Annotated in this window: 17 protein-coding genes; 2 read left to right on the forward strand and 15 right to left on the reverse strand. The window is 46.4% G+C overall.

Features of this window, described 5'->3' with window-relative positions; translation table 11 throughout:
• Positions 1 to 17 precede the first annotated feature (17 nt).
• From CC90_RS0111170 to CC90_RS23130, 11 genes are all read right to left on the reverse strand, one after another.
• Positions 18 to 2,027, reverse strand: coding sequence for a beta-galactosidase (locus CC90_RS0111170; RefSeq protein ID WP_031390854.1), 2,010 nt, complete (start codon positions 2,025 to 2,027; stop codon positions 18 to 20).
• A gap of 27 nt (positions 2,028 to 2,054) precedes the next feature.
• The gene (locus CC90_RS0111175; protein WP_031390855.1) at positions 2,055 to 2,270 is read right to left on the reverse strand and encodes a hypothetical protein; all 216 of its coding nucleotides are present in this window, start codon (positions 2,268 to 2,270) and stop codon (positions 2,055 to 2,057) included.
• Complete coding sequence (locus tag CC90_RS0111180; RefSeq protein WP_031390856.1) at positions 2,243 to 4,081, reverse strand: hypothetical protein; 1,839 nt, start codon at positions 4,079 to 4,081, stop codon at positions 2,243 to 2,245. The genes CC90_RS0111175 and CC90_RS0111180 overlap by 28 nt, the downstream gene beginning before the upstream one ends.
• A gap of 39 nt (positions 4,082 to 4,120) precedes the next feature.
• A complete protein-coding gene (locus tag CC90_RS0111185) occupies positions 4,121 to 4,912 on the reverse strand; it encodes a carbohydrate ABC transporter permease (protein ID WP_031390857.1) in 792 nt (263 codons plus the stop codon).
• Between the two features lie 10 nt (positions 4,913 to 4,922).
• Positions 4,923 to 5,807: a carbohydrate ABC transporter permease gene (locus CC90_RS0111190; protein ID WP_031390858.1), complete on the reverse strand. Its 885-nt coding sequence runs from the start codon at positions 5,805 to 5,807 to the stop codon at positions 4,923 to 4,925.
• A 38-nt stretch (positions 5,808 to 5,845) separates the two neighbouring features.
• Entirely contained in the window at positions 5,846 to 6,565 is a 720-nt protein-coding gene (locus CC90_RS0111195; RefSeq protein WP_031390859.1) for a sulfite exporter TauE/SafE family protein, read from the reverse strand.
• 51 nt (positions 6,566 to 6,616) lie between these two features.
• On the reverse strand, positions 6,617 to 7,990 hold the full coding sequence (locus CC90_RS0111200; protein ID WP_031390860.1) for an ABC transporter substrate-binding protein: 1,374 nt from the start codon (positions 7,988 to 7,990) through the stop codon (positions 6,617 to 6,619).
• A 259-nt stretch (positions 7,991 to 8,249) separates the two neighbouring features.
• Positions 8,250 to 9,248 (reverse strand): LacI family DNA-binding transcriptional regulator, encoded by a 999-nt coding sequence (locus CC90_RS0111205; protein ID WP_031390861.1) that lies wholly within the window; start codon positions 9,246 to 9,248, stop codon positions 8,250 to 8,252.
• A 20-nt stretch (positions 9,249 to 9,268) separates the two neighbouring features.
• Positions 9,269 to 11,329 (reverse strand): methyl-accepting chemotaxis protein, encoded by a 2,061-nt coding sequence (locus CC90_RS0111210; protein WP_031390862.1) that lies wholly within the window; start codon positions 11,327 to 11,329, stop codon positions 9,269 to 9,271.
• A gap of 81 nt (positions 11,330 to 11,410) precedes the next feature.
• Positions 11,411 to 12,448 carry a LacI family DNA-binding transcriptional regulator gene (locus tag CC90_RS0111215; RefSeq protein WP_051869466.1) on the reverse strand — a complete coding sequence of 346 codons (1,038 nt, stop codon included), beginning with the start codon at positions 12,446 to 12,448 and terminating at the stop codon, positions 11,411 to 11,413.
• Positions 12,449 to 12,679: 231 nt separating this feature from the next.
• Positions 12,680 to 13,393: a LytR/AlgR family response regulator transcription factor gene (locus tag CC90_RS23130; RefSeq protein ID WP_051869468.1), complete on the reverse strand. Its 714-nt coding sequence runs from the start codon at positions 13,391 to 13,393 to the stop codon at positions 12,680 to 12,682.
• 231 nt (positions 13,394 to 13,624) lie between these two features.
• Between CC90_RS23130 and CC90_RS0111225 the strand changes: the two genes are divergently transcribed.
• Entirely contained in the window at positions 13,625 to 15,448 is a 1,824-nt protein-coding gene (locus tag CC90_RS0111225) for a sensor histidine kinase (protein WP_081905978.1), read from the forward strand.
• A gap of 334 nt (positions 15,449 to 15,782) precedes the next feature.
• Positions 15,783 to 19,856 (forward strand): S-layer homology domain-containing protein, encoded by a 4,074-nt coding sequence (locus CC90_RS0111230; protein ID WP_132038521.1) that lies wholly within the window; start codon positions 15,783 to 15,785, stop codon positions 19,854 to 19,856.
• A gap of 176 nt (positions 19,857 to 20,032) precedes the next feature.
• On the opposite strand, the gene CC90_RS0111235 is transcribed toward CC90_RS0111230, so the two are convergent.
• The 4 genes from CC90_RS0111235 to CC90_RS0111250 form a co-directional block, all read right to left on the reverse strand.
• Positions 20,033 to 21,127: a M23 family metallopeptidase gene (locus tag CC90_RS0111235; RefSeq protein ID WP_031390867.1), complete on the reverse strand. Its 1,095-nt coding sequence runs from the start codon at positions 21,125 to 21,127 to the stop codon at positions 20,033 to 20,035.
• Between the two features lie 68 nt (positions 21,128 to 21,195).
• Positions 21,196 to 22,161 (reverse strand): hypothetical protein, encoded by a 966-nt coding sequence (locus CC90_RS0111240; protein ID WP_132038522.1) that lies wholly within the window; start codon positions 22,159 to 22,161, stop codon positions 21,196 to 21,198.
• Positions 22,162 to 22,321: 160 nt separating this feature from the next.
• On the reverse strand, positions 22,322 to 22,849 hold the full coding sequence (gene hpf, locus CC90_RS0111245; protein WP_031390869.1) for a ribosome hibernation-promoting factor, HPF/YfiA family: 528 nt from the start codon (positions 22,847 to 22,849) through the stop codon (positions 22,322 to 22,324).
• Between the two features lie 484 nt (positions 22,850 to 23,333).
• On the reverse strand, positions 23,334 to 24,677 hold the full coding sequence (locus CC90_RS0111250) for a C40 family peptidase (protein ID WP_031390870.1): 1,344 nt from the start codon (positions 24,675 to 24,677) through the stop codon (positions 23,334 to 23,336).
• Between the last annotated feature and the right edge of the window lie 236 nt (positions 24,678 to 24,913).

The raw sequence follows: 24,913 nt of genomic DNA on the forward strand, positions 1-24,913 counted from the left end.
ATTTGATGGATGATATACTAGGCTTTCATCAAAATCCGGCATTCAAAGGGCACAAGCTCTATCTTCCCTTCCACTCCTTCTCCCGTATCCGCATCCTTCCACTGATTTCCAATTTCTACCGTCACCTTGTCATCATTAAAATTCTGGAGGAATACCAAATCCTGCTCTCCCTTTCTAACAGACACCGTTACACCATAAGGAAGCATCTCCGATAGCGGATTAACAATTCCCCTTTCCTTCCCACGTTCCCTGTAGAAAAGGTTTAAAAAGTCCTGTGAAGTCTCCGCAGCCAGATAGTAAGCCGTACCTTGTCCGAAGTCATTCCTAGTCACCGCAGGATAGCCTTTATAATATTCTTTTTCATAAACAGACAGCACCTTGGCTCCTTCTGCGTGGACTATCTCGCACAATCCTCCCATAGAATAACTGTTATTATGATAAACGATGCAATTCGCAAATTCCTCTCCCGGCGCGTCGATTTCTTCCTGACGGATTCCCAGCACCTCCTTCAGCGGATGCTCTCCCGTAAAGCAAAGATCCGTCTCGTTCACGATTCCACTCCAATAGGTGGTCACGTAGCTTCCGCCATTTCTTACGAATTCCTCCACCCGTTTCGCGTAGCCTTCCTTATATAAATAGTTAAGAGGTGCGGCTATCAGCTCGTAATCCGCTAAATCATAATCCATATTGATTACATCCACGTCCATGCCGGCTTCCCAAAAGGCCCGAAAATGTGTTAAAAAGGTTTTCACATAATCAATATCCAGTCTGGGACCGGTGGCATCTTCTACCGCCCACCAGTTCTCCCAATCGAAAACAATGGCAGCCTTCGGCTTATTACAAGTAACCAGAACCTTCTGTCCTATCTCTTTCAGCCGTTTTCCTACCTCAGTCACATCCCGGAAAGTTCTCGTATTATCCTTATTTCTATGATCCAGGACGGCTCCATGGAATTTTTCAAAGGAACCTCTTCCTTTTCTCCACTGGAAATACTGTACCGAGTCGGAGCCATGAGCCACCGCCTGCATGCTGGAAAGCATGTGCATCTGCGGCCTCTTGACCGGATTCGAAACTCGCCAGTTAATGCAGGAGGGAGTGCTTTCCATAAGCAAAAACGGCTTCTTTTTCATGCTTCGCATCATACTGTGAACGGCGGCAGTCTTTACCGCCACCGGTACCTCGTCCTTGCTCTTATGCCAAAACGGATAAGAATCCCATGACACCACGTCCATACACTTATGCAGCTCATAATAATCCAGGGACTTGAAGAAAAACATAAAATTGGTCGTGGCAGGCAGCTCGGAATACTCCCTGACGGAACCGATCTCCCACTGACAGAAATCCGTCATCTGATAAGTCACAAAACGCCTCCAGTCCAGATTCAGCCCATGGAGCAGGTTTTCTCCGTTTGGCACCGGGCTGTGAATCTGTTCCCAATCCGTATAAATATGGCTCCAGAAGGTAGTCCACCATGCCTTGTTCAGCTCCTTTAGCGAACCGTACTTATCTTTTAACCATCTGCGGAAGGCTGCATTGCATTCGTCACAGTGACAGCTTCCGTCTCCGAAATTGCCGCCCAGCTCATTAGAAATATGCCAAAGCACGACCGCCGGATGGTTCCCCAGCTCCTCAGCCAGCTTTTTGTCGATTATTCTCGTCTTTTCCCGCATTTTTGCCGAGGTATAACAGAAATTATGTCTCTTCCCAGGAAGATTCCTTCGCCCATCTGCTCCCACCTGCATAATCTCCGGATACTTTGCCGTCATCCAGTGAGGCATCGCCCCCGTTGGCGTAGCGAGTATGGTAGAAATTCCGTTTTCATACAGGTTATCGATAATCTCCTTCAGCCACCCGAAATGGAAGACTCCCTCCTCCGGCTCCAAAACAGCCCAAGAAAATACTCCTAAGGTCACACAATTGACATGAGCCTTCTTCATCAATTCGATATCCTCTTTCAATATCTCCGGACAATCCAGCCACTGCTCAGGATTGTAGTCTCCTCCATGAAGCATATTCTTAAGTTCCATCCCACAACCTCCGTATTTCATCTGAGTTTAAAGCTCAAAACTTGTAAATCTCTTTCCCATATCCTTATAACGGAACCTTGCCATCTGGTTTTTCTCAAGCACATCTTCTTCCGTTCCCACATACTGGCATCTGATGCAATAATATTCTTCTTTCTCTTTATCATAAAACATATCCAGATCCAAGTCCCTCATAAAGCAGGAAGGACACCTGTAATTTAATTTACCTTTTCCAGACTGAGCCATGATACAAGTCCCTCTTTCTCTTTTAATTTCGCCGTATATCCCAGCGTGAACATAGGTGAAAATGCGTATCCCTCTTTCACATATCCCGTCGCTTCTTTCCGGTCCGTGCGCATGGATACCCCCGTCCCTATCTGGGGAACTGCCGCCCGCACACAAGTTGCGCCGGGCATCTCTATTTCCCTGCACTTATATTCATAAGAAATCGTTTCCGTGCGTTCCTCATTCTTACAGCTTAAGGTGATTCCCTCCATGGGTTCCGAATACTCCGTAGTTCCGTAGCAGGCAACCATATATTCATTCAGCTCTATTTCCGCATCGGGCTTGCTCATATGCAGTATCTTTCTCTCGAATCTGATTTCTGAGCTGCCTTCCTCGAAGGATATCATTGTCTGCAGCTTCACTGTCAGGTCATAGAATTCGATATCCACCGGGTCAAGGGTCAGAATTCTCACCTTGCCCTCCTCAGAGTAATGAGCCTTTGTCCTGCACAGGCATAAATCTACCTCTTCCCCCTGATAGGATAATTTCACGCTTTTTATGGTCCCCTCACCGGCATAGTGGGTAAAATAACCCGCCCGGTATTTTTCCTGAATGAGGAAGGGATAGGACGCATCGGTTACATGCTTTGTGCCGATGCCCACCGGCCACTCCAGCTTCGCCGCATAAGGACGCAGATCCACAAGCGCACCGCCCTGATCCATATTGATACACGCTCTCATATCCGGATCGCAGTACCAGAACAACTGCTTGTCGGAGCCATACAGTATATCTCTCCAAAGGGCGCACTCAGGCTCGGTATATGACTTTTTCTGACGGTAATAATCTGCGAATTCTGCCATCGTCATATCTTTCAGCTTTCCTTCTTCCTTCAGCTTCCCGTAATATGCCATCCCGTCGTCATAGCTCTTGGCCAACAGCTCATAGGACGATTCCCACCTTCCCATTTTATTCAGCCAGCCGGGGCCTACAAACATCATGTTATAGGAATAGCCGTTATTGTATTTCTCCAAATCTCGGTACTGGTCGATCAAGTTAAATAAATAAGGATATTCCCAAGTCTCCGTATCGTAAATCATACCTCGAAGAACATTTTGCGGATGAGTTCCGAAATTGGAGCCGTTTCCGTCATAGCAGGCGATCAAGTCTCTCGACAAGTGAGGAATTGCTACAATACCGCTGTCCTCCTCCTTATTTGCCGCCGGAGCATGGGTATTTTGCTTCGACGGAATCCACGGGTTCCACGGACCGCCGTCCATAAACGTGTACCACGAGTTGTTGCAGGTATGATACGCCTTCGGACCTTCTTCCCAACAGGTGGCTACCGCACATTTTACTGTGGGATATTGTTCTTTTATATAGTTGGTCAAATCTGCATCCATATAATAGGAACCGGTAGATTCCGGATAGCAGCCGAATATATTATAGAATTTCTCAAAAACATCGTTTATGATGGACTTCTTATCTTCCATGGAAAACATCCATATGCAGAAATCCTTCGTCTTATATTTTTCACGGAATTCATTGCATGGAAGCCCTAACAGGGAAAGCGCAATTTCATCTCCGTATTTCTCATGGTGTTCCTTAGCGATTTCCACTGCCTCTTCATTGAATAATGACGCATATGTCATATGTATTGTGGTCTTCAGCCCGTATTTATGAGCAGTCTCCTGTTGAAATTTAAAAATATCTAGAGATTCCTTCAAAAGAGACGTTCTTCCGATGTCCTCTTCCTTTCCATGCCCGGTCACTTTTTCTGCATATTCCGGAACCATTTCCGGGCGATGTATAATATTTAGAATAAAATCACTCATTACTATAACCTTGTTCCTCTCGTATTTTTTATGCTTTCCTTACTTCACTGCTCCGGTAATTCCTTCCGCGAAGCTCTTTTGCAGCAAGAAGAAGATGATTACGGTAGGAATCGTGCAGAATAATACGCCTAGCATCAGCATTCCGTAATCCGTAAAGTAACCTTCTTTTAAGTTCGCCACTAACATGGGCATCGTAATGCTGTCATTATCCTGCATGATTACCTTGGGCCACAAGTAATTGTTCCAGGCGTTCATGAACGTGATCGTCATTGCTGCCGCATAGGTGGAACGCATAGTCGGTATGAACATCCAAAAGAAAATGGAAACTTCACTTAATCCATCAATTCTCGAAGCCTCTATAATATCATGGGGAAATGATCTGGCGCTTTGCCTGAACATCATGATCAAAAACGGCGTAGAGATGGTCGGCAGAACGAAACCCAGGGCAGTATTCAAAAGCTTTGCCTGCGAAAACATCTGAAACAGCGGAATCATGGTAGCCGCAAAGGGAACCATCATGGCCAAAAGGATAATCGACATTACCGTATCCTTCCCTTTGTCGTGGTATATCTCGAAGCCGTAGCCGGCAAGCGAGCATACGATCAGGGAAATAACCGTAAGTATAATCGAATATTGAAAGGAATTGAGCATTGCTGTTCCTATCTTTTGGGAATCCAAAAGGTTTTTCAGATTTTCTATGAAATACGTGCCGGGAATCAGAGTTCCCCTTACTACATCCACACTCTTGTTAGTAGAGGCCACTACCATCCAGTAAAGCGGAAATATGGAAAGCAATGACACTATTGTCAGAAATATATAAGAAAACGCCATTCTTGCTTTACTAGTCACGCTTATCACCTACTTTCATCTGTATAAAGGCCAATACAGCTACCAACATCAAAATCATGTACGACATCGACGCCGCATATCCGAAATTCGGGACGTATTTGAAGGACACGTTGTAAATATAGTGGGACATCGTTATAGTCGCATTTGCCGGCCCTCCATTGGTTAAATTCATTGATTCATCGAAAAGCTGTAAAGTACCATTAGTTGACATAATAGCCGTCAATAAGATGGTGGGCTTTAACAGGGGAACGGTAATCTTACGAAAGCTTTGGAAGGGGGATGCCCCGTCTATTTTTGCAGCTTCATATACCGAGTATTCGATATTCTGCAATCCTGCCAGATAGAATACCATATTGTAACCGGTCCACCTCCATACAAGCGCTACGATAATAATGATTTTCGCGCTTAATGGATGCCCCAGGAAATTGTAGCCGGTATGTAAAATTCCAAGGTTGATCAGAACGTTGTTCACGAACCCATCCACTGCAAATAAAGAACGGAATATAATCGCATAGGATACAAGCGAAGTAGCGCAGGGAAGGAAAATCGCCGTGCGGAAGAAACCTTTGAATTTCAAATCCTTGTTGTTTAACATGGATGCCAGCACCAGCGCCGTGATGAGCATAATCGGCACCTGTATGATAAGATAAAAAAAGTTATTTTTTAAGGACTGCATAAAGACCGCATCCTTAAACATTCGTGTGTAGTTGGTAATTCCCGTATAAGTCATGTTAGTTCCTATACCGGTTTTAAAAGACAAAATGAGCGCCTGGACCATCGGCACGAAACTCATTGCAACAATCAGTACTACCGCAGGCATAAGGAATGTCCAGCCTGTGAGATTGTGCTTCTGTCCCAAAGTCAGTTTTTTCTTCATTTGTCTCCTCCTCTCTCCGTCAGCTATGCAGCCTTTGTTTAAATGTTATTTATAACCAATACTGCTCCGGAAATGATCAGCATAATGATGACCATTCGCTTTACCGTTTTCTCCGGCATGAACTTAGCACTGAGCATTCCCCCTGCCAGCCCGAGCGCCATAAAAGGAATCAGCGAAGCAGCTTTTACAAAAATTTCTTTATTCATAATTCCTAAAATTATATATACAATAATCCGGAATGTATTTTCCACGATAAATACAATGCAAATATTCCCTTTAAAGGATCCGCTGTCCTTGGTCGTCCTGCTCATATATGCGGCCAACAGAGCTCCGACTCCATATAACCCGCTGAGCAGGCCGGAAAGTGCCCCAATCATGAAGAGCACCGCTTTAGAGGACTTTCTCTGCTTGATGCTATATTCCCTAAACAGCATCTCCACTCCAAGACCTATCACGATGAGCCCGAAGAAAATCTTTATATACTGGGTGTTTCCGCTTTTTAAAAAGAGCATTCCGGGAATGCTTCCCAGACATACGAGAAGTGCCGGGAAGAGCCATATTCGATAATCCGTATTCTTCCGTTCCTTCCATGCGATGACAAGATTGGTCGGATACCCTAAAATAAGCTCTACCGGAGTAATGTTTACATTGTTGTATCCAAAGCCTGTTATGGTAGTGAATACCAGCGTATTCGCGAAGCCGCTTATCCCTTTTACGAAAAAGGCGAGCAGGGCTGCGCTTATCATTAAATAGTCCATATGGTAATTGATAGGGAACGACCCGAGGGCCGCTCCCCTTCTTTCTTAAGATTATTGTCCCATTGCAAAATTTACGGTATCCTGAGCACCTTGAAGCTCGCTTGCAACGTCCGCACCGGATACGATATTTGTAATCGCCGTAGCTACAGCATCACGCGCTTCATAGAAATAAACGCCTGTGTTGCATGCAGGAATCTGTCCTGCAAAATCAATTATTTTCGCATATACAGCCTCTCCGCCGAAGAAATCGTTGGATGCACCATACGCATCGCTGTCACCTGCCGGTAAGTAGCATGCGATTGCACCTGTATTCAAGATAGCGTCATAGAATTCTACGCTTCCGCCGAAGGTGGCTCCCATGAAGTCAGCAGCAAGATCTACGTTTTTGCAGTTGGATGTAATTGCCCAACTGGAACCGCCCTGATTTGCATAGTTAGTAGCTGTCGCTGCATTATCCAATTTAGGCATATTCGTTATTGACCAGTTTCCGGCCTGATCGTCCGCCGCCTGAATGGAAGCCATGATCCAGCATCCGGCCATGGTTCCCGCAACTGTTCCGCTGTTAAGAGTTCCGATGTAAGAATCCCAGTCATTCACTTCTACGAGAACACCGCTCTTAACCAATTCTGCATAAGTGCTCATAACCTCTTCCAAAATCGCATTGTCTACAAGCTGCGCGGAACCGTCGGCTCCGAAGAAGCTGCCGCCTGCGGATTGAAGCATCATAACGATAATATCGGATTCACCGCCCACACAGGAGAGCATCGGCTTTCCGGTTTTCTCAAGAACTACTTTTCCTTTTTCGATGAAATCGGACCATGTAATATTTTCAAAATCAGAAATTTTATATCCGGCTTGCTCCAGCAAATCGGTTCTGTAAGAAGCGATAACCGCGCCGTTGTCAAAAGGTACGCCGTAATTCTTGCCGTCTACTGTGGAGAAGCCTACCTTACCTGCCGAGAACTGACTGTAATCCAGCTTGCCCGTAAGGTCTGTAAATGCATCGGGATAACTGATCACATTCTTCTGGAATGCCGCATCTTGCATTAAGAGTATATCCGGCAGCGTATCGAGATTTCCTGAGGTAGCCGCTGTGGTCAGCTTCGTCTGAACGTCCTCCCAAGGCGTCTCTACTACTTCCAATACGAAGTTCGGATGATCCTTCTGATAAACCTCGGCCGCTTTGTTCATCGCGTTGATGTTGAAAGCCGGGTCCCAGCACCATACGGTCAATTTCTCTTCTCCGGCCGCCCCTGCATCCGCCTGAGCTTCATCCCCTGATGTTTCTGCAGCAGAAGCTGCTTTCGTGGTCGTTTCGTCTGTTCCTGCAGAATTGCTTGCCGTCTCAGTACCCCCGCCGCAGCCTGCCAATAAGGAAACGGTTAATGCAGCCGTTAAAACGGTGCTTACTAATTTTTTCTTCATTCTCTTTCCTCCCAAATGATTGTATCAACTGTTATTATTCTTCAGAACGTTGCTCTCGTTTGCGCAATTGCTTGTTCTGTAAATATCATACTAAAATCTTTTATTGTTGTCTATTGACAGAATATACTTTTGTCTTATTTCATTTTTTATCTTTTTGCACATTTTTCGGATAGTTTACGCCCTTTGTTTGCGCACTATTGCGCACTATATTTTTGATTTGCGCGCAACTTCAAGATTATAACAAGAAGTTACCCTCCGGTCACTTCGTAGACTCCCTGAAAATAATTTCATACCCCAGCAGCGTCCTCACATCCACCTTATTTCCGTTGATCAAATCTAACAAAACCTTGCAAGCGACGCTGCCTAGTTCAATGGCATCGAACCGTATGGAGGTAATAGAAGGCGTATAATCCTCAAGTACTTCGCTGTCGTAGCAGGAGGCGACCTTTATCTGCCCCGGTACCCGGATGTGTTCGCGGCGCAGCTTGGTAAGTATCCACCGGCACAGCGTATCGTCCATACATAAGATCCCATCTATTTTTTTCATAATGATTTCATCCACGATCTTCTCCGCTTTCAGCTTGTTATGCACATCCAGGAACACGTAGTCAGGATTTACTCCGATATGATTGTCCTCCAGACCGGAGCAATAGCCGTTGAATCTGGCGTTGGTGACGATGTGGCTCCGATTGTTTCCAATCATCGCAATTTTGCGCATTCCCTTTAAAACCATAGTGGATACCATATCCCGACAGGCTTCCTCGTGGTCGTTGTCTATCTGCACCACCTCCGGATCGTCGATACTTCCCAAGGTTACAAAGGGCATGTTCACTCCCTTTAAATACTTCACAAACACGTCATCCACATAAGTTCTCGCCAATACAAAGCCATCCACCTTCCTGCTGTTCACAATTCGCTCCAGACTTCCTATATCCCTGTCCCCGGTCATTATTATAATGGTATCATAATCATTGACCATGGCAATTTCCGTTATTCCAATCATACAGCGCTGAAAAAACGGAAGGTCGATGAGCCTCCAGTTATTAGGAATGACCAGCGCGATATTATTTGTTTTGCTTTTCCTTCCCTCGGAAAATAAATCCGGATAGCCGCAGACATTTACCGCATAGTCCCGTATCATCTTTCGCGTATTTTCTCCGATTCTTCCCTTACCTGACATGGCGCGGGAGATAGTGGTTCTTGAGACTCCGAGTTTTTCCGCCATTTCTACATAATTTATCTTTTTCTTACCGTCCATAATACTCCATTCCCAGCCCCTTACACATGAAATTCACCAAGTGCGGTTTCCAGCTGTTCCACCTGATAGAGCATTTTCTCTGAAAGCATGGAGAGTTCTTCCACAATCTGCACCTGGTTCTTCGTTTTTCCATTTGCAGCCGTTATCGACTCGAAAGCCTCCGCTGTCACTTCCGAGATATGCTCCATCTTATTCACCGATTCTTCCTTTTCCGTGCGCATCCTTTCGATGCTCGATACAATGGCTTCCACTTTCTTCACCAGCGCCTCTACCTGCGCTTTCATTCCATTGAAGGAACCACGCATGTCCTCTACCGCAATTTCCTGATAGGTAATGACTTCACCCGCATCATTCGCTGCATTTACCGTGCGCACCGTTTCTTCTTTTATCTCATCCACAATGCTTCTGATCTGGTTAGCCGCCGCCAGAGACTGGTCTGCCAGCTTCTTGATGGAATCAGCCACGATAGCGAAGCCTCTGCCTGCTACGCCCGCTCTGGCCGCCTCGATTGCCGCATTTAAGGACAGCAGAGTGGTTTCTTCCGAAATGCTGTCTATCGTATCCACGATGCCGCCTATCAGGCCGGATTTCACTTTCAGCTCGTTAATGGACTCTATGACCTTCTGGGTTATTGCGGAGGTTTCCTCCGTCTTTTCCTTCAAAATGTGCATTCTGTCGATGCTGTCTCCGATAGCAAAGGTCGTCCCTCCGGCAATCTCTCTGATTTCCATAGTCTCCCTATCCACGATTCCTATATGATTTGCCAGGCTCTCCAACTTTTCCACACCGTTCTTCGTATCGTTAGCCTGTTCAAACAATCCCTGCTCTATCTGGCCTATGGCCGCCGATATATAAGCCGCAGATTCCGAAATAGTCTCCGAAGACTTCACAACATTCTGAGCCGACTGCGCCGCCTCGAGACTCACCGCCTTCACATTTCCCATCAGACCGTTCATGCTCTCCAGCATGTGATTCATATGCTTTGCCAGCGTTCCGAACTCATCCTTTCGATTGGTATGTAAGCGAATGGAAATATCCCCTGTAGTAATGATTTCCATCTTATCGGTAAAATATTTAATGGCCCTGTTAATTCCCGCCGCGATTCCACCGCCTATCAAAAGCGCGATAAGAACGGATGCCAATATAACGAAAAAGGTCAGATACTTAATATCCTTCACCTGCCCCGTAATCTCCGACTCGGGAATCAGCACACACACCATTGCCCCGGTATCCGCAATCCTACGGTAGAGGAACAGATAATCTCTTCCCTCAAACAGCACATTCTCCATCGTTCCTATACTTTCTTCCGCTGCTCTGGCCCGCTCATAGAAATCAGTCCCGAAAAAGAACGTTTCCCGGCTTCCATCCTCGGAAAGCTCTACGCCGTCCCCTGTCACAAATGCGATTCTGCAGCCCTCACCCATCTGCATTTTATTCAAGATGTCGGTGACTGCCTGCTTATCGATGTCCATGACAAGAAAAGCTTCCTTTCTGTAAAAAGCCTTTATCATGCGGATTGCATAGTTATTGCTGTCCACATTCAAGGCCTCATCGATTATGGAGGACTTACCGAACCAGTAATAGGCTTGGGAGTCTTCCAGTAAGGTTTTTCCCTGTTCAGACCGGGTATAGTCCGAAAACATATTTAATACAGATTTCTTGTTCGTGGATAAAGAAGATACCGGATCCGAGAAAAGATAGATGCTCTGCAAAAAGGCATCGGCGGTTACCTTTGTTGTAATCTCCGATTTTTTGTCGGTATAATAGATGGATTGGTCTGCTTTCTTCGCCGCCATGCCTCCGGTCAGATAATCCGTCACATTGGTATCCGACAAGTATTCCACCGCCGCACCGCTTACCGTATCGAATCCAAATTCCAAATATTCTCCCAGCATGTCCAGCGATTGCAGAGTAGATGTTTTATAGTTCGCCTTTATAGCGCCAGAAGCAGAGGTGTACGCCGACACCCCTGCTATAATAATAAATCCGATTAACAGACAGTAAGAACCCGTCAGCTTAAACCGTATGGTAGAGAACAGATTCTTCTTCCATTTATTTCTTATACGTTTAGATTTTATCATATTTCACCTCTTCATGTTATTTTGTTATTCCATTAACATGAACAGGCAACTGCGCAAACAATAAATCTAAAATAATAAATCTCAATAATCCTTAGTCGATTCCTTCAGGCGGATTTCATATCCGAACAGATTGCTCGTATTGACTTCCTTGCCCTCCATATAATCGATTAATATTTTTCCAGCATTCCTTCCCAGTTCGCAGGCATCGAAATCGATAGAACTTATTGCGGGTATGCGATTCTCCAGAAGACTGCTGTCATAAAAAGAGCCTACCTTCACCGCATGGGGTACTCCGATATTTTCCTTATTCAGCTTATTGAGTACATAGAGACAGATGGCATCGTCCGTACACAGAAGGCAGTCCACCTTCTTGCGAAGCAGCTCTTCTACTGCGATCTCCGCCGCCACATAGTTTTCTATGTCCATATAAACCAGGCCCGGTTCGGCACTTCTTCCCGCCTGCAGCATCGCTTCCTCGTAACCTGCATAACGGCTCAGATTGACGATAAGCCTTTTATTGCCTCCCAAGAGGCCTATCCTCTCACAGCCCTTAAGCAACAGCATGGAAGTGAACTCCTTGCATGCAGCCTTATGGTCGTGATCTACGCGCAGGACATTCTCGTCATCATAGCTTCCGATTGCAAGAAAGGGAACTTTCTTCCCCTTGAGGAAATCGATGGCCAAGTCATCCACATTTGTCCTCGCCAGCACGATGCCGTCCGCCTTGTGATTGCCTACCAGATTCTCCAAATGAGAAATATCATTCTGGCTGCTGGAGGTAACCAAAAGATTATAGCCGAAGGTCTCCGTCACTTCCAGAAGTCCCGTCATACACTGTTGGAAAAATGGAATCTCCACCACATTGCAGTCTCCGGGCATCACCCAGCAAATATTGCGGGTCCTGCCGGAAATCAGCCCATTTGAGCCGATGCCGGGCATATAGTTATGCTCCTCAATATAGTTGAACACCCTTCTTCTGGTAGCCTCACCGATTCTTCCCTTGCCGGAGATAGCTCTGGATACAGTGCTCTCGCTAACACCAAGACTTTCCGCCACATCTCTAATTGTTAATTTCTCGGTTACTCCGTCTCTCTTCGTTAAACCCACGATCTTCGTCACACTGTCTTTCTCATCAATGATGTCAAAAATGCCATATGTTCATATTAGCAATTGGAGCAGGCTTCGTCAATGTGTCAAATTACTAAGAAAAGAGTCGATAAATTGGTTAAAATATCGGCCCGGGTCCGCTTCGCTGATATAAGAAAATGACAGGTGGGAGAACGCGATGAAGCGGCTTTAGAAAAGAGCGTTTCCTTTTAGCGGGATTAGGCGGCAGCAAGACAAGTTATGTCAGTTATCCCGGAACCGCTCCATAAAGGCCTTCTCCACATCCTTAACATATGCCCGGCTGACGGGAATCCGCTTGCCGTTTACGGCAACGGCATCCCCGCCGTCCAGTTCGCGGATATTATCCAAATTGACGGCAAACGCCTGATGGCATCGAGTGAATCTTCCAGCCGGCATCTCATTAAGAAGATCGGCCAGCTTTCCGGAATAGTATACTGCCGTGCCGTCTGTCAGCGTGGCTTCCGCCCGCCGTCCCGCCGTTTCCATACAAATAATCTCCCTGATTGCCACCTTCCTTTTAACACCGAGTGAATCGAACACAAAATAATCCCGTTGGAAACGCTTCGTATAATCGCGGGCAATCAATCGTTCCAGCTTTCCGCCGTCAAGCGGCTTATTCAAATAATGAAGCGCGTCTACATCGTAGCCCTGCGCAGCGTAATCCATTGTGGCAGTAATAAAAATAATCGCCACGGCTTCGTCTTTTTCCCGAATTGTGCGCGCCAGCTCCATTCCGTTCATTCCGGCCATAATGATGTCTAGAAGAATCAGATCGTACCGCGTGTCACCTCTGGTAAAAGCGGACAAAAAATCCTCACTGCCTGTAAAGGTGGTAAGTCTATATTCAATATTCAGCTTTGTAAATATAGAGCGGCAGATTTTCTCCTGTGTCTCGGCAAAGATTTGTTCGTCCTCACATAAAGCGACTTGATACATAAGTTCACCACCTGATTTTTTGTATAGTATATCATTTTTTACAGCAAATAGAAATGATTATCAGCCGGAATGACAATTCATGTTTATCAAATCCTTATTTTCTACAAATTATGTCTTTATTTCTACCAACTACGTTGTCGCATTGAAATTGCAAAATTAAAAAATTATAATGTATATTAAGATATAAAAAAATACCGGCCAAGCTGCGCGGTTTTGAAATGGGGATTCGTGATGAAACTCTTAAAAGAATGGGTAAAAAAAATAAAACGAATTAAGCGGCAACACTTGGTTTCATCTGCTGTCATACTGCTGTGCGGCTTATGTGTGATACTCTTTTTGAACGACTATTTTCATTCATGGGGGCAACCGTACATGATGGAGAAAATTACCGACTTGTCTGAAGGCTGGGAGTATGAGACGCCGGGAACCGCGCGGCAAACCCTCTCCACACTACAGAGCGGTCCGAAGCTTGCGGGCGGCGAAACGATGACCATGTACCGCGTGCTGGACACTGCACTCGAAAATGCTGCTGTTCTGATTCGCGCCAATCATCAAACGGTAACTGTTTATCTTGGCGATACGCCGCTGTACATCGACAAGGTACTCCTGCCAGCTGAGAATCCCGGCATGGCGCTTCACTTTATCCTACTTCCGGCGGATTACCTGAACAAGACTTTGAGGGTGGAACTTACCTCTCCCTACGCAGCCTACTCCGGGCGCACCAGCCCCGTTATGCTCGGTACGATTCCATCGCTGGAAGCATGGGCACTCTCCTTGTCTATGCGTCCGCTCATCTTCATGTCTATGTGCCTGCTACTAGGGCTGTGCATTATCACGCTCACGCTGGCTCAGGCGCTGGGAGGCGACGTTCGCTGGCAAAACCTCGCCCTCGGCGTATTCGCCGTTATATGGGCGCTATACTATGTCTGCACCGAGTACATCGTGTTCCAATTCTTCCCGCCAGCGGCGGTATCAGCGCTCAGCCTTGGCCTGTACTACACTTTCGCTGTCCCGCTAACGCTGTATTTTTATTCCTCATTTGAGCGATACAAGAAATGGATGCTGCCCCCCGTAATCCTGCACGGCGGGTTCGCGGCGGCGGCACTGCTGCTCCAGGTTACTGGTCTGGTGGATTTGCCCCGGCTGCTCCATGTCAACAACATCCTGCTGTCCGGGCTTGCGTATACTGTTGTACTAACCGTTTTGGAAGCCTTTAAGGGCAACCGCCTGATGGTGCTGTCCGCGCCCTTTCTGGCCATGGCCTACGGCTCAATGCTGTATAACTTCAATGTCTTTTACACGAGGCACGGCGTTGTGCCTTATTCCTACCGGGACACCTATTTCCTGTTGATTCTCGCCGTGCTGGTGTACAACATCGTGCTGTTTTTCAACCGATATTTCAAGGAACAGCGGAAGAATGAATTGCTGGCGCTGCAAAACCGGCAAGCACGAGAGAGCTACAAAAGACTGACTGCGCACCTGAAAGAGGTGGGCGGTCTGAAACATGAGATGAGACACCACTTCACCGCCCTGCAAAGCTATCTTGACGCCGGACGGAACGCCGAAGCGGAGCGCTATCTGAAGCAGTACGCCGGGCAATCCTCCGCCGTGACTGATGCCGTTCACCACGATAATTTTATTATCAGCGCTGTGGCCTCCGGCCTGCTGCGGGACGGGGAGAACAGAGGCGTGGAAGTGGAACTGGACCTGAAAGCGAATCCCTTTCACATCGCAGAACCTGATTTATACAGCCTGCTTACCAATATTGCAGAAAACGCACTGGAGGCCTGTACCAGCTTACCGGAAGGACAGAGACGTTTTATTGCACTGACGATTTCTCGGCGGGAGCCGTACCTTGCCATCACCTGCCAAAACAGCAGGGCGGGTGAAATCATTCCCTCCGGGGATGGTTTTCTGTCCGGCAAACGAGAGGACGGCCACGGCTACGGCCTGTGGGTCATCCAAAGGATAGCGGAAACCTATGACGGTCTAATCAACACCCAATACGATGAAACCACTTTCACGCTGACCGTGGTTCTCAAGGATAGGCGGTGAGAAGGAGCACGGCTTATCTCATTTGTCAATCTCTTATTTTTACAAATTATGTCTCTTTTTCTACCAACTTCGTCATTGACCTTGAAAGTTACTGCGCTTTGCCGCAAAATACGATTGCAGCACGCTTTTTCGTTCATTTGCTGTTGTGCTGATTCCAGAGCGAACTGTGCATTAACCGGAAGTACTAAAGATGCAGCAGAAAAAACCGCGAGTCAAAATAAGTCGAGCTATGAGATTGATAATACTAAATATCTGTTGGATATTAAGTGTCATTCAAAAGCAGGCTCTGTAGCGTTTTATGTTGCCAGAATAAGAAGTAGGAGGAATAACTACGTTGATTAAGCGAACAAGTATGAAAATCATGCCCCTTGCGTTGGCGGTCGTTCTTATATTTACCAATCGAACACCATTTACCGTTCTCGCGGCGGACGATAAACAAACACCCATAGAAACAAGCGGTGAACTTTTCAATTTTACACAGCTGTCGTCAGAAATTGCTTTGCAGACGCTGTCGGTTGGGACAAGTCAGGATGATTTAATTCTGCCGGATACACTGGAGGCTACAATGCGGCAAGCGTCAGCTCCTGCCGATCAGAATCCAGAGGAACAGGCTGCCATAGAAGGCGAAGCTGAGCAGTCATTTGCTTCTCCGTCAGAAGTCCAAGTGCATGATGACGCGAATCAACATCAGGATGAGCCTGATTTATCGGCCGAACCTCCCTTGGAGGCTGTGAACGAAGCTGAAATGATTACTGTCTCCGTGCCAGTGCAGGAATGGATTCCTCAGCCGGAATTTGACTCATCAACCATCGGTACATACGTCTTTACGCCAGTACTTGACGGGGCGCAGAGCCTTGCGGAAGATGCGGAGCTTCCTTCCATTACCGTGCAAGTGATAACGGGCTTCATGCCGCAGTCCGCTATGCTGCTGACGCAGGGCGTAGGCACCACCACCATTGATGTTGGCGACAGCTCGACCGAATCCGGCATAGGCTGGACTTATTCCGGTTCCAACGGCGTATTTACGGTTACCGGCGATGTGACCGTCACAGGCACGACTACAACAAACTATATCAGCGTGCCAAATGGTGCGGCTGTGAATATTACACTGGGCGGTACGACTATTAACTTGGAATCTGGTGCTGACAGATCCCCGATTACAATAGGCGACGGCGCTGACGTCACATTGACACTTGCAACCGGAACGACCAATACGCTCACAGCGTCGCAACAAGGTGCGGGCATTCGAACCGGCCAAAACGCTAAGTTGACGATAAACGGAACCGGCGACCTTACCGCCCAAGGCGCCCAATACTGGCCCGGCATAGGCGGGTACGGCGGGAACGCGACTATTAACATAACGGATGGCAACATTACGGCCAACGGCGGCCGATATGCAGCGGGTATTGGCGGGAGTACGGGATATCACGGCAATGGAACCATCACAATCAACGGCGGTACGATAGTCGCTACCGGCGGTGAAGGAGGTGCGGGCATTGGCGGCGGTTATTATGGTGCGGGTGGCATCATTACCGTCAACGGCGGTACACTAGTTGCTACCGGCGGGCTCAATGGTGCGGGAATCGGTGGCGGGCTCGATGGTGCGGGTGGCATCATTACCGTCAACGGCGGCACAGTCACCGCTGCATCATCTGATCCAGAGGATAATGCTATCGGCCCCGGCGATTCCGGTTCGCCCGGCATTATTACCATTACCGGAGGGTATGTCAACACATTGGTCGGCCACGTCAGCCCACAGCCAACCACCGGCAGCACCCCTGTTTACCTTAACACCCTGTCTATTGGAAATCCCAACATTGGAGACGGTGTAGCTATTGAATCTATAAAATATGATTCGGACAAGTCTTATAACAACGATAAAATTTTTACAGCAAACAATGGCATGGTATATATCTGGTTACCACAAAACAGCAGCGATTCGGCGAGTGTTGATGTCGTTGTACAAGGAGTCACTTATACCAAAGCATGGGCCAGAACAGGAACCGCAGAGACGGAGACGCTGCTGCGCTATGGAAACGCCGAAACGCCTAACATCAGCGGTCAGCCTCAAAATGGCACATATACTGTTGGCAGCACGGCTACACCGCTGACCGTAACGGCGAATGTATCAGAAGACAGCGGAACGCTTTCTTATCAGTGGTATCAAAATACCAATAACAACACAACCGACGGAATTGCAATAGGAACAGACAGCGCAAACTACACACCGGATACCAACACAGTTGGCACGCTGCATTATTACTGCGTAATTACCAATACAAATACAAGCGTCAGCGGTTCACAGACTGCGGCCGCAACCAGCAGCATTGCTACAGTAACCGTCAACACACCTGTAACCACTGTACCAACGCTTTCCATGACTCCAAATGCCGCCACGGTAGATGTGAACACCGCAACAAACGGGGATGTTGTATCATCCGCTATCCCCGCCAATTTCAGCGGAATCCCTACTTACAGCATTGACGGCCCAACCCAGCTCCCGGCAGGCTTGAGCTTAAATCATTCCACCGGCGAGATTACGGTTGCCAGTGCAGCCTCATTGAGCGCATCATCGGTCACTGTAACAGTCAAGGCAGAATACCTCACGGAATCTGCGACAGCGGTGGTTGCTATTATTGTTAACGACACAACACCACCCGCTACGCCAACCTTAACCACCACACCAACCGACTTTAACTTCGGCAGCGTGACGGTAAACACAACCTCTCCATCATCATCGCTGGATGTTTCGGGCACGGATTTAACCGACAATATCACCTACGCCGTCAGCGGAGATACTGCCGCGTTTGTTGTTGATGCTTCCGCCTGGGACGTTACGTCGGGCGGTTCGCTCGGTATTGCCTTCAAGCCGACCGCAGTACAAACGTACAACGCAACCATTACATTTTTCAGCAACGGCGCATCCAGTAAAACGGTTGCTCTGACCGGCAGCGGGACTTCCGACGGCAATGGCAACGGTACTTTCGACAGCAATAGTAGCGGTTCCTCCTCATCAGGCGATATCGGCAGCTACAGCAGCCCGCCCGCAACCACCACCGGCAACATCATTATGTACGGCGTAAACATCCCCTACACTATGTACAGCAGCACCGGCGCTCTGACCCTCGGCCTGACTTCCGCGAAGCTGGACGAAATCCTCAAATCAGCGGGGAACAACAAGACCATAGCTGTTGATATTGGAAGTCTGGCAAATCTGAAAGAGATTAAGGTGAGTTTTCCGCCTGCGTGGTTTTCGGCGCACAAGAATATCACCATGCCGGTACAGTCCGGCATCGGCGGCGTGTATTTAAACAACAGCCTTGCGCAAAAGTTTTCCCAGAATACGAACGCTACTGTGTCACTGAAGTCAGGCAGCCTGATTTTCTCGGCGGAGCAGGGCGGAAAGTCCGTCACATGGAATACGCCGGGCGCGCCGGTCATGATTTATATGCCTTACACCCCTGTAAAAGACGCGAATGTAAATGCCATTGTCCTTTATGACAAAACAATAGGAAAAACTGTAGGCCACAGCTTTTACCAAAACGGTAAGCTCTATGGCGCGGTATCGAATCCAGGCGTATACGACGCAAAGGTTGTCTTAACCAGCTTTACTGACACCTCAAATCACTTGGCAAAAGGCGATATTGCATACGCAGTGAGCCATGGGCTGATTTCTGGTACAACAGCAACAACTTTCGCTCCGGATACTGCCATCACCTGCGCCGAGTTTATCATGATGCTGGGCAAACTTTCCGGCGTGGATGTGAATGGCTATAAAACCAGCAGCTTTACTGACGTTGCCAACTACAGCGCCGCCATGCCTTATATCTCATGGGCGGTACGAAATAAAATTGTAACGAGCATTGGTAATAACTATTTTAGCCCAGACAATAGTGTCACTCGTGAGCAAATGGCTCTTATGATAGTTAATTATACACAAGCTACCGGTCAAACGCTGCCGACTGCTTGCCAAGCTGTTACATTTGCTGATAACAGCTCCATATCCGCTGGGACTTCGGACGCGGTAAAGACAATACAACGAGCGGGTATTATACAGAGCAAACCGAACAATCGCTTTGACCCGCAAGGCAGCGTCACCCGCGCCGAGGCCAGTTCTATTATCCGCAGGTTCGCGGAGAGCGTTATCAGCGGCGAAAAGGGTTGGGTACAGGCCGGCAACGGCCAATGGCAGTACATCGGCGAAGATTACAAACCAACTATCGGCTGGCTTACCACTACAGAGGGGCATAAATACTACCTCAACATGGATGGCTTCCGGGTGTCTGACAAGTGGTTCCAAATTGCTGCCATGCGATACTACTTTTATTCGGACGGCAAACTGGCGGTCAACACCACTGTTGACGGCTACGAGGTCGGTGCGGATGGCGCAAGAAAAGACAAAAAGTAAATAGAGATTTAAAAAGCGGGCGATTCCTTTTGACCGTCCGCTTTTTGTATGTGATTAAGACGTGATCTTGTGACGCTGCTCACCTTCTATCTTGCGATTCCCCATTTAAACTCTTCTATAAATAGCAATGACAGAAAAGCAAATCGGGTTTACTAAAAAGTTTATTAATTTTAAATTCATTGAGAATTCTTACTATTATATTCCGTCACAGCCGGATCTTTCATCTCATAAATGCGGTACCACTCCTTCGTCTCCTCATTCTTTATCGTCTCTGAGCGGTTCTTATACAAAAATCTGGTCAAATTATAGCAGTCGATCCAGATCTCGTTATTGCCTTCCTTTTGGGATTCGTCAAATATAAGCTGTAATCCCCAGTGAAGATGGGTCACTTCGATATTGTTCACATTCTCCTTCGTGCTGTAACCCGTATGTCCCATATAACCGATTACCTGCCCTGCGGTTACTACGCTTCCCTCCTCCAAGTCCTTGCAATACGGGAAGTTCTGCCTCAAATGAGCATAATAATAGTACCTCTTTCCATCGAAGCTGCGGATTCCCAGACGCCATCCGCCGTACTGATTCCAGCCGATAGCTTCCACATAGCCGGATTCTATGGCAATAATGGGCGTACCAACCTGCCCCATCATATCATGGCCGAGATGAGGCCTGGAATAGCCATAGCTTCTGGATGTCCCGAAATCGTCATAGTCGTTATAAGCAAAGCCTTTCGCCACAGGCGAAAACGCTTTTAGGCCGTAGCATGACTGCCATTCCACGGTTCCGTCCTCCATCGGCTTTTGTATCTCATACTCTCCTACAAACCCACCCAGCACAGCGGTATAGGCTTCCAGATAATAAGCATAATATTCCATATCCTTCGTCAGTTCCCGCATCGTCGTCTCCTTGGACGTAAGCTTTCTGGCTGTCTTGCTTATCTCCGATACGCTGCCTTTAGGAAACTTCCCCCCGTTCTTAGCCCCTGCATAAGCGAGCAGTTCAATCCAGTTTACATGCTCTGCTGCCTTATCTTCCAGGCTCTCCTTATACGTGTCCACATCCCATTTATAGGCTTCGCACAGGGCCTCATAAGATATATTGAAGTCTACCCACTTGATATATTTTTTTTCCGCGAAAACTTCCAATTCTATGGCCTGTTCTTCTGCCTTCGGAAAACCGTCTCTTAAAAACCCCGTCGCCCAAACGATTCCGAAGCAGCTAAGAAGAATACTCTCTATAATTACCGCCCTTTTTATTTTTTTTAGATACTGCATATTCCACCATCCGGCATACCTCATAGAAATATATGAAAAAGAGCGGGGTTCTATTCCCCGCTCCTGAATTACAGCAATTTTTCATATAGGTAGTCCTGCATATTGAAGTAGCTCTGCACTCTATTATAATTGTCCAGAATAGCCGGCAGCCTCCGCTCGTATTCCTCTTTCGTACACTTCTTTATAATGGTTTCTATATTATCCGTATCCTTTAACGATATTTGTATGATTCCGTCCTTATTAAAAAAGCTGTCTATCTTGCGCGCCCCAAGATAAATGGGAATAGTCTGGGCGGCGAAGCAGCTGGTGATTCTCTCCGAAAAAAAATAGTCCGACAGTTCATTTTCAATGGCAAAGGAATAACAGTAGTTCCTTAAGCTGTCATCGATGGGCACATATTCCCCTCCATCAAGAGTTCCCATTACATCCGCCAGCCGGTTTCTTTTACAGTAGCGCGCAATTTCTGCCCGTACCTTATGGAGCTCGCACATTTGCTTATCGGAACAAAGAATGGATATATTTTTATTCTTCGCATCATATGCATTACCGTCTATGATTTCCGGATTATTTCGTCCATACCACACCTCCGCGCATATCGGGTAATATTTAGCATTTTGCAGCGAATCCAAGAGCCTCTCATCATAAGTAAATATGGCATCGAACTCCTGCGCAAGCCCCTTATGCTTTTCAAACATAAGATAGTCCTTCGGAACTATCGCTCTGGATTCTCCCAGCATTCCATACTTTCTTACCGGCTTTCCCATAGTCTCAAGCATGGCACGGTGTGTATAAAAATGAGTATCCAGCCCCCAGTTATAGCGGTCCCACAAAAAATGTTTTCCTACATTACCATACGGATTATGGGCGGTATGCATATCTCTTATAAAAAATAATTCCATGGGCTGTCCACCCTCATTGAAAATGGGAGGCTGCTTTGAGCTGATACCTGCAGCATAATTATAATACGGCTTATAAATCTTCGAATTCTCCCTTATGGAAACAACCTTATTCCTCACTTTGTGATATACACCCATATACATCCTTCCTCCAAATAAAAAAAGGGGCCGTGTCCGTCGATGATAGCTCATCCAATTTCACACAGCCCCCTTCAATCCTTACTAATTTTAAATACAACAATTTCTAAATATAATGATTTAAAAACTGAATTACCAAGCGCTTACGCATCTTATCAATCTATAATTCGGGCTCAATCAGACCATACGTATTGCCTTTTCTCTTATATACTACATTTACCTGATCGGTCTCCGCGTTGCAGAATACGAAGAAATTATGTCCCAAAAGCTCCATCTGAATACATGCATCCTCCGGATACATAGGCTTGATGTCAAATTTTTTGGTGCGGATGATCCTGATTTCCTCTTCATCCATATAATCCTTCTCTATAAATTCCTGCTTGAAGAAGCTCGCCGACTGCTTCTGGTCTACCAGCTTGTTCTTGTACTTCTTTAGCTGTCTCTCGATAATCTCTTCTACCAGATCAATAGAAACATACATATCGTTGCTTACCTGCTCCGAGCGAATGATACTTCCCTTTACCGGTATCGTTACCTCTATCTTTTGCCTTTCCTTTTCTACGCTCAACGTTACGTGTACTTCGGTCTCCGGATTGAAATACTTCTCCAATTTACCTATCTTATCCTCTACCGCTGTCCTCAAACCTTCCGTAACATCGATATTCTTACCTGCTATAATAAACTTCATATCACTCATCCCTTTCATTGGATTATTGTACAAGCATTATACCATATTTTTATGACCTTGTGCAACAAATTAGAGATTTTGTTTTAGCTCAAAGACTTTTGTAAAGTCAATATCATTTTCGACATTTTCTGATAAAAAAGACATTTTTATCAGAACTATACAAAACATTCGTTCTAAAGGTTACCATAATTTCCTTCCCTCTTTTAATCCTAAAACATGTGGATAATGTGTATAACTCCGTGCATAAGTGTCAAACCCCTATTTTTAGGCACTTTCCTATGTGGATAACTTTAAAACTCTTTTAAGTGTTTTTTATATCGTTATTTAGCTCTTTGTGAATCTTGTACAAGTCACGAATTGTCAAGGTGATTTTTGAATTTTCCGTGATTTCCCCCATCCAAGCGGTTCCTATAATTTCTCTAGAACTATTAAAAAAGGCGGATGCCAGAAAGCACCCGCCAAACTTATTTTATTAATTCTCCCGTTAGAAAATTCTTCTAACAGAAAGAGGTGTTCTATAATTAGCATTGGATACGATAATACCTGTCTTAGAAGTAGAGGCGTGAACAATCTGGCCATTTCCAATATATAAAGCCACATGTCCGGAATAGCATACGAGGTCACCAGGCTGCGCATTCTCCAGTCCGTTTACCGCAGCTCCCACGCTCCTATCTGCCGACGAAGAGTGAGGCAGGCCTACACCAAAGTTCGAATAAACACTCATAACAAATCCAGAGCAATCGGTTCCGTTCGTAAGGCTCGAACCGCCATATACATATGGATTACCTACAAATTGAAGCGCATAATCCGCCACAGAACGCCCCATTGAACTTCCACCGCTGGAAGTATATGTAACCGCCTGCTTCGAGGAACTTGACTTAGTAGCTCTTGCCGCTGCTGCCTGTGCTGCTTTTCTCTCCGCTTCTTCCTTGGCGAGTCTGGCAGCTTCTTCTTCCTTAGACTCTGCCTTGACGAATTCTGTAGAAAGCGTTATGTAATCCGTAGAAACGTAGCCATCGCCTTCCTCTATGTTCACCTTTACCCAATCATCCATTTCTTCCGTTACGATCAGCTCATCTTCAATCGGTATCAGACCGAGTACTGTCGTATCCATTCCCGGCTGCTCGCGCACCTTCAAGGTCGTCGTCGTAACCGTTGCAATTCTCGTTCCTACTTCTTTCGCAAGAGCGATGGCATTCTCACCCGTCACACAATATTCGCCTTTTACATATCCTGTTACGGAACCGGAATTGATTTCATACCAGCCGTCGGTCTCCGAAATAAAGGTTCCTACCGATTTATCATAAAGCTTTCCAACGATTTCTCCATCCTCGCTGGGGGTATTTCTTACATTTACGTAATCATTTACCTTTGCAATAACAAGGCTCTTGAAGCCTTCCTCTTCATCCTTCTTGTCCAGCTTCTTCTCCACGCTCTTCAAAATGCTTTCATCCACGTTAGATGCATCAACTATCTTTGTCTCTTCAATAGTCTTTTGTTCTGCTTTCGTGGTATCGCCGGAAACCGCCTCCGCATTTCCCGTTACGGATGTTGTACTCGCGCTTCCTGCAGTCGTAGGAGCCTGCGCACTGCTATTCGATGTATTTCCCGATACGCCGGCGCTATTTGTGCTCTGAATCTTCTGCGTATCCGCCTCATCCTTAATATTCTTCAAGGAAGTGGCATTGGAAGCCAAAGTATAATCGATTCCTGCAGACGGCAATACGGAAGAAATCCCCGTCGCCGCATTTGTCTTTATGTCAATACTTGAAAATGTAAGAACTGCTGTCACTGCACATATTACAATTTTCACGTTCTTATGTCTCATATAAGAAATATCCTCCGTTAATTGTTAACGCTAGTATTAAATTTATTACAAATTTATTACATCTGTAAAATAATATAACACCTTTGTAATACTTTGTCAACGTTAGGATACATTTACCAAATTTTTCTTATCATGAATCCGGCAGATATCATTATCATACAAAAAATGTATACAATAACAAAGCTGCTGACGATAATACGCACATATTCAGCGGTAATCATATTCCCCTAAAGCTT

The organism is Kineothrix alysoides (genome assembly GCF_000732725.1).
Classification (GTDB): domain Bacteria; phylum Bacillota; class Clostridia; order Lachnospirales; family Lachnospiraceae; genus Kineothrix; species Kineothrix alysoides.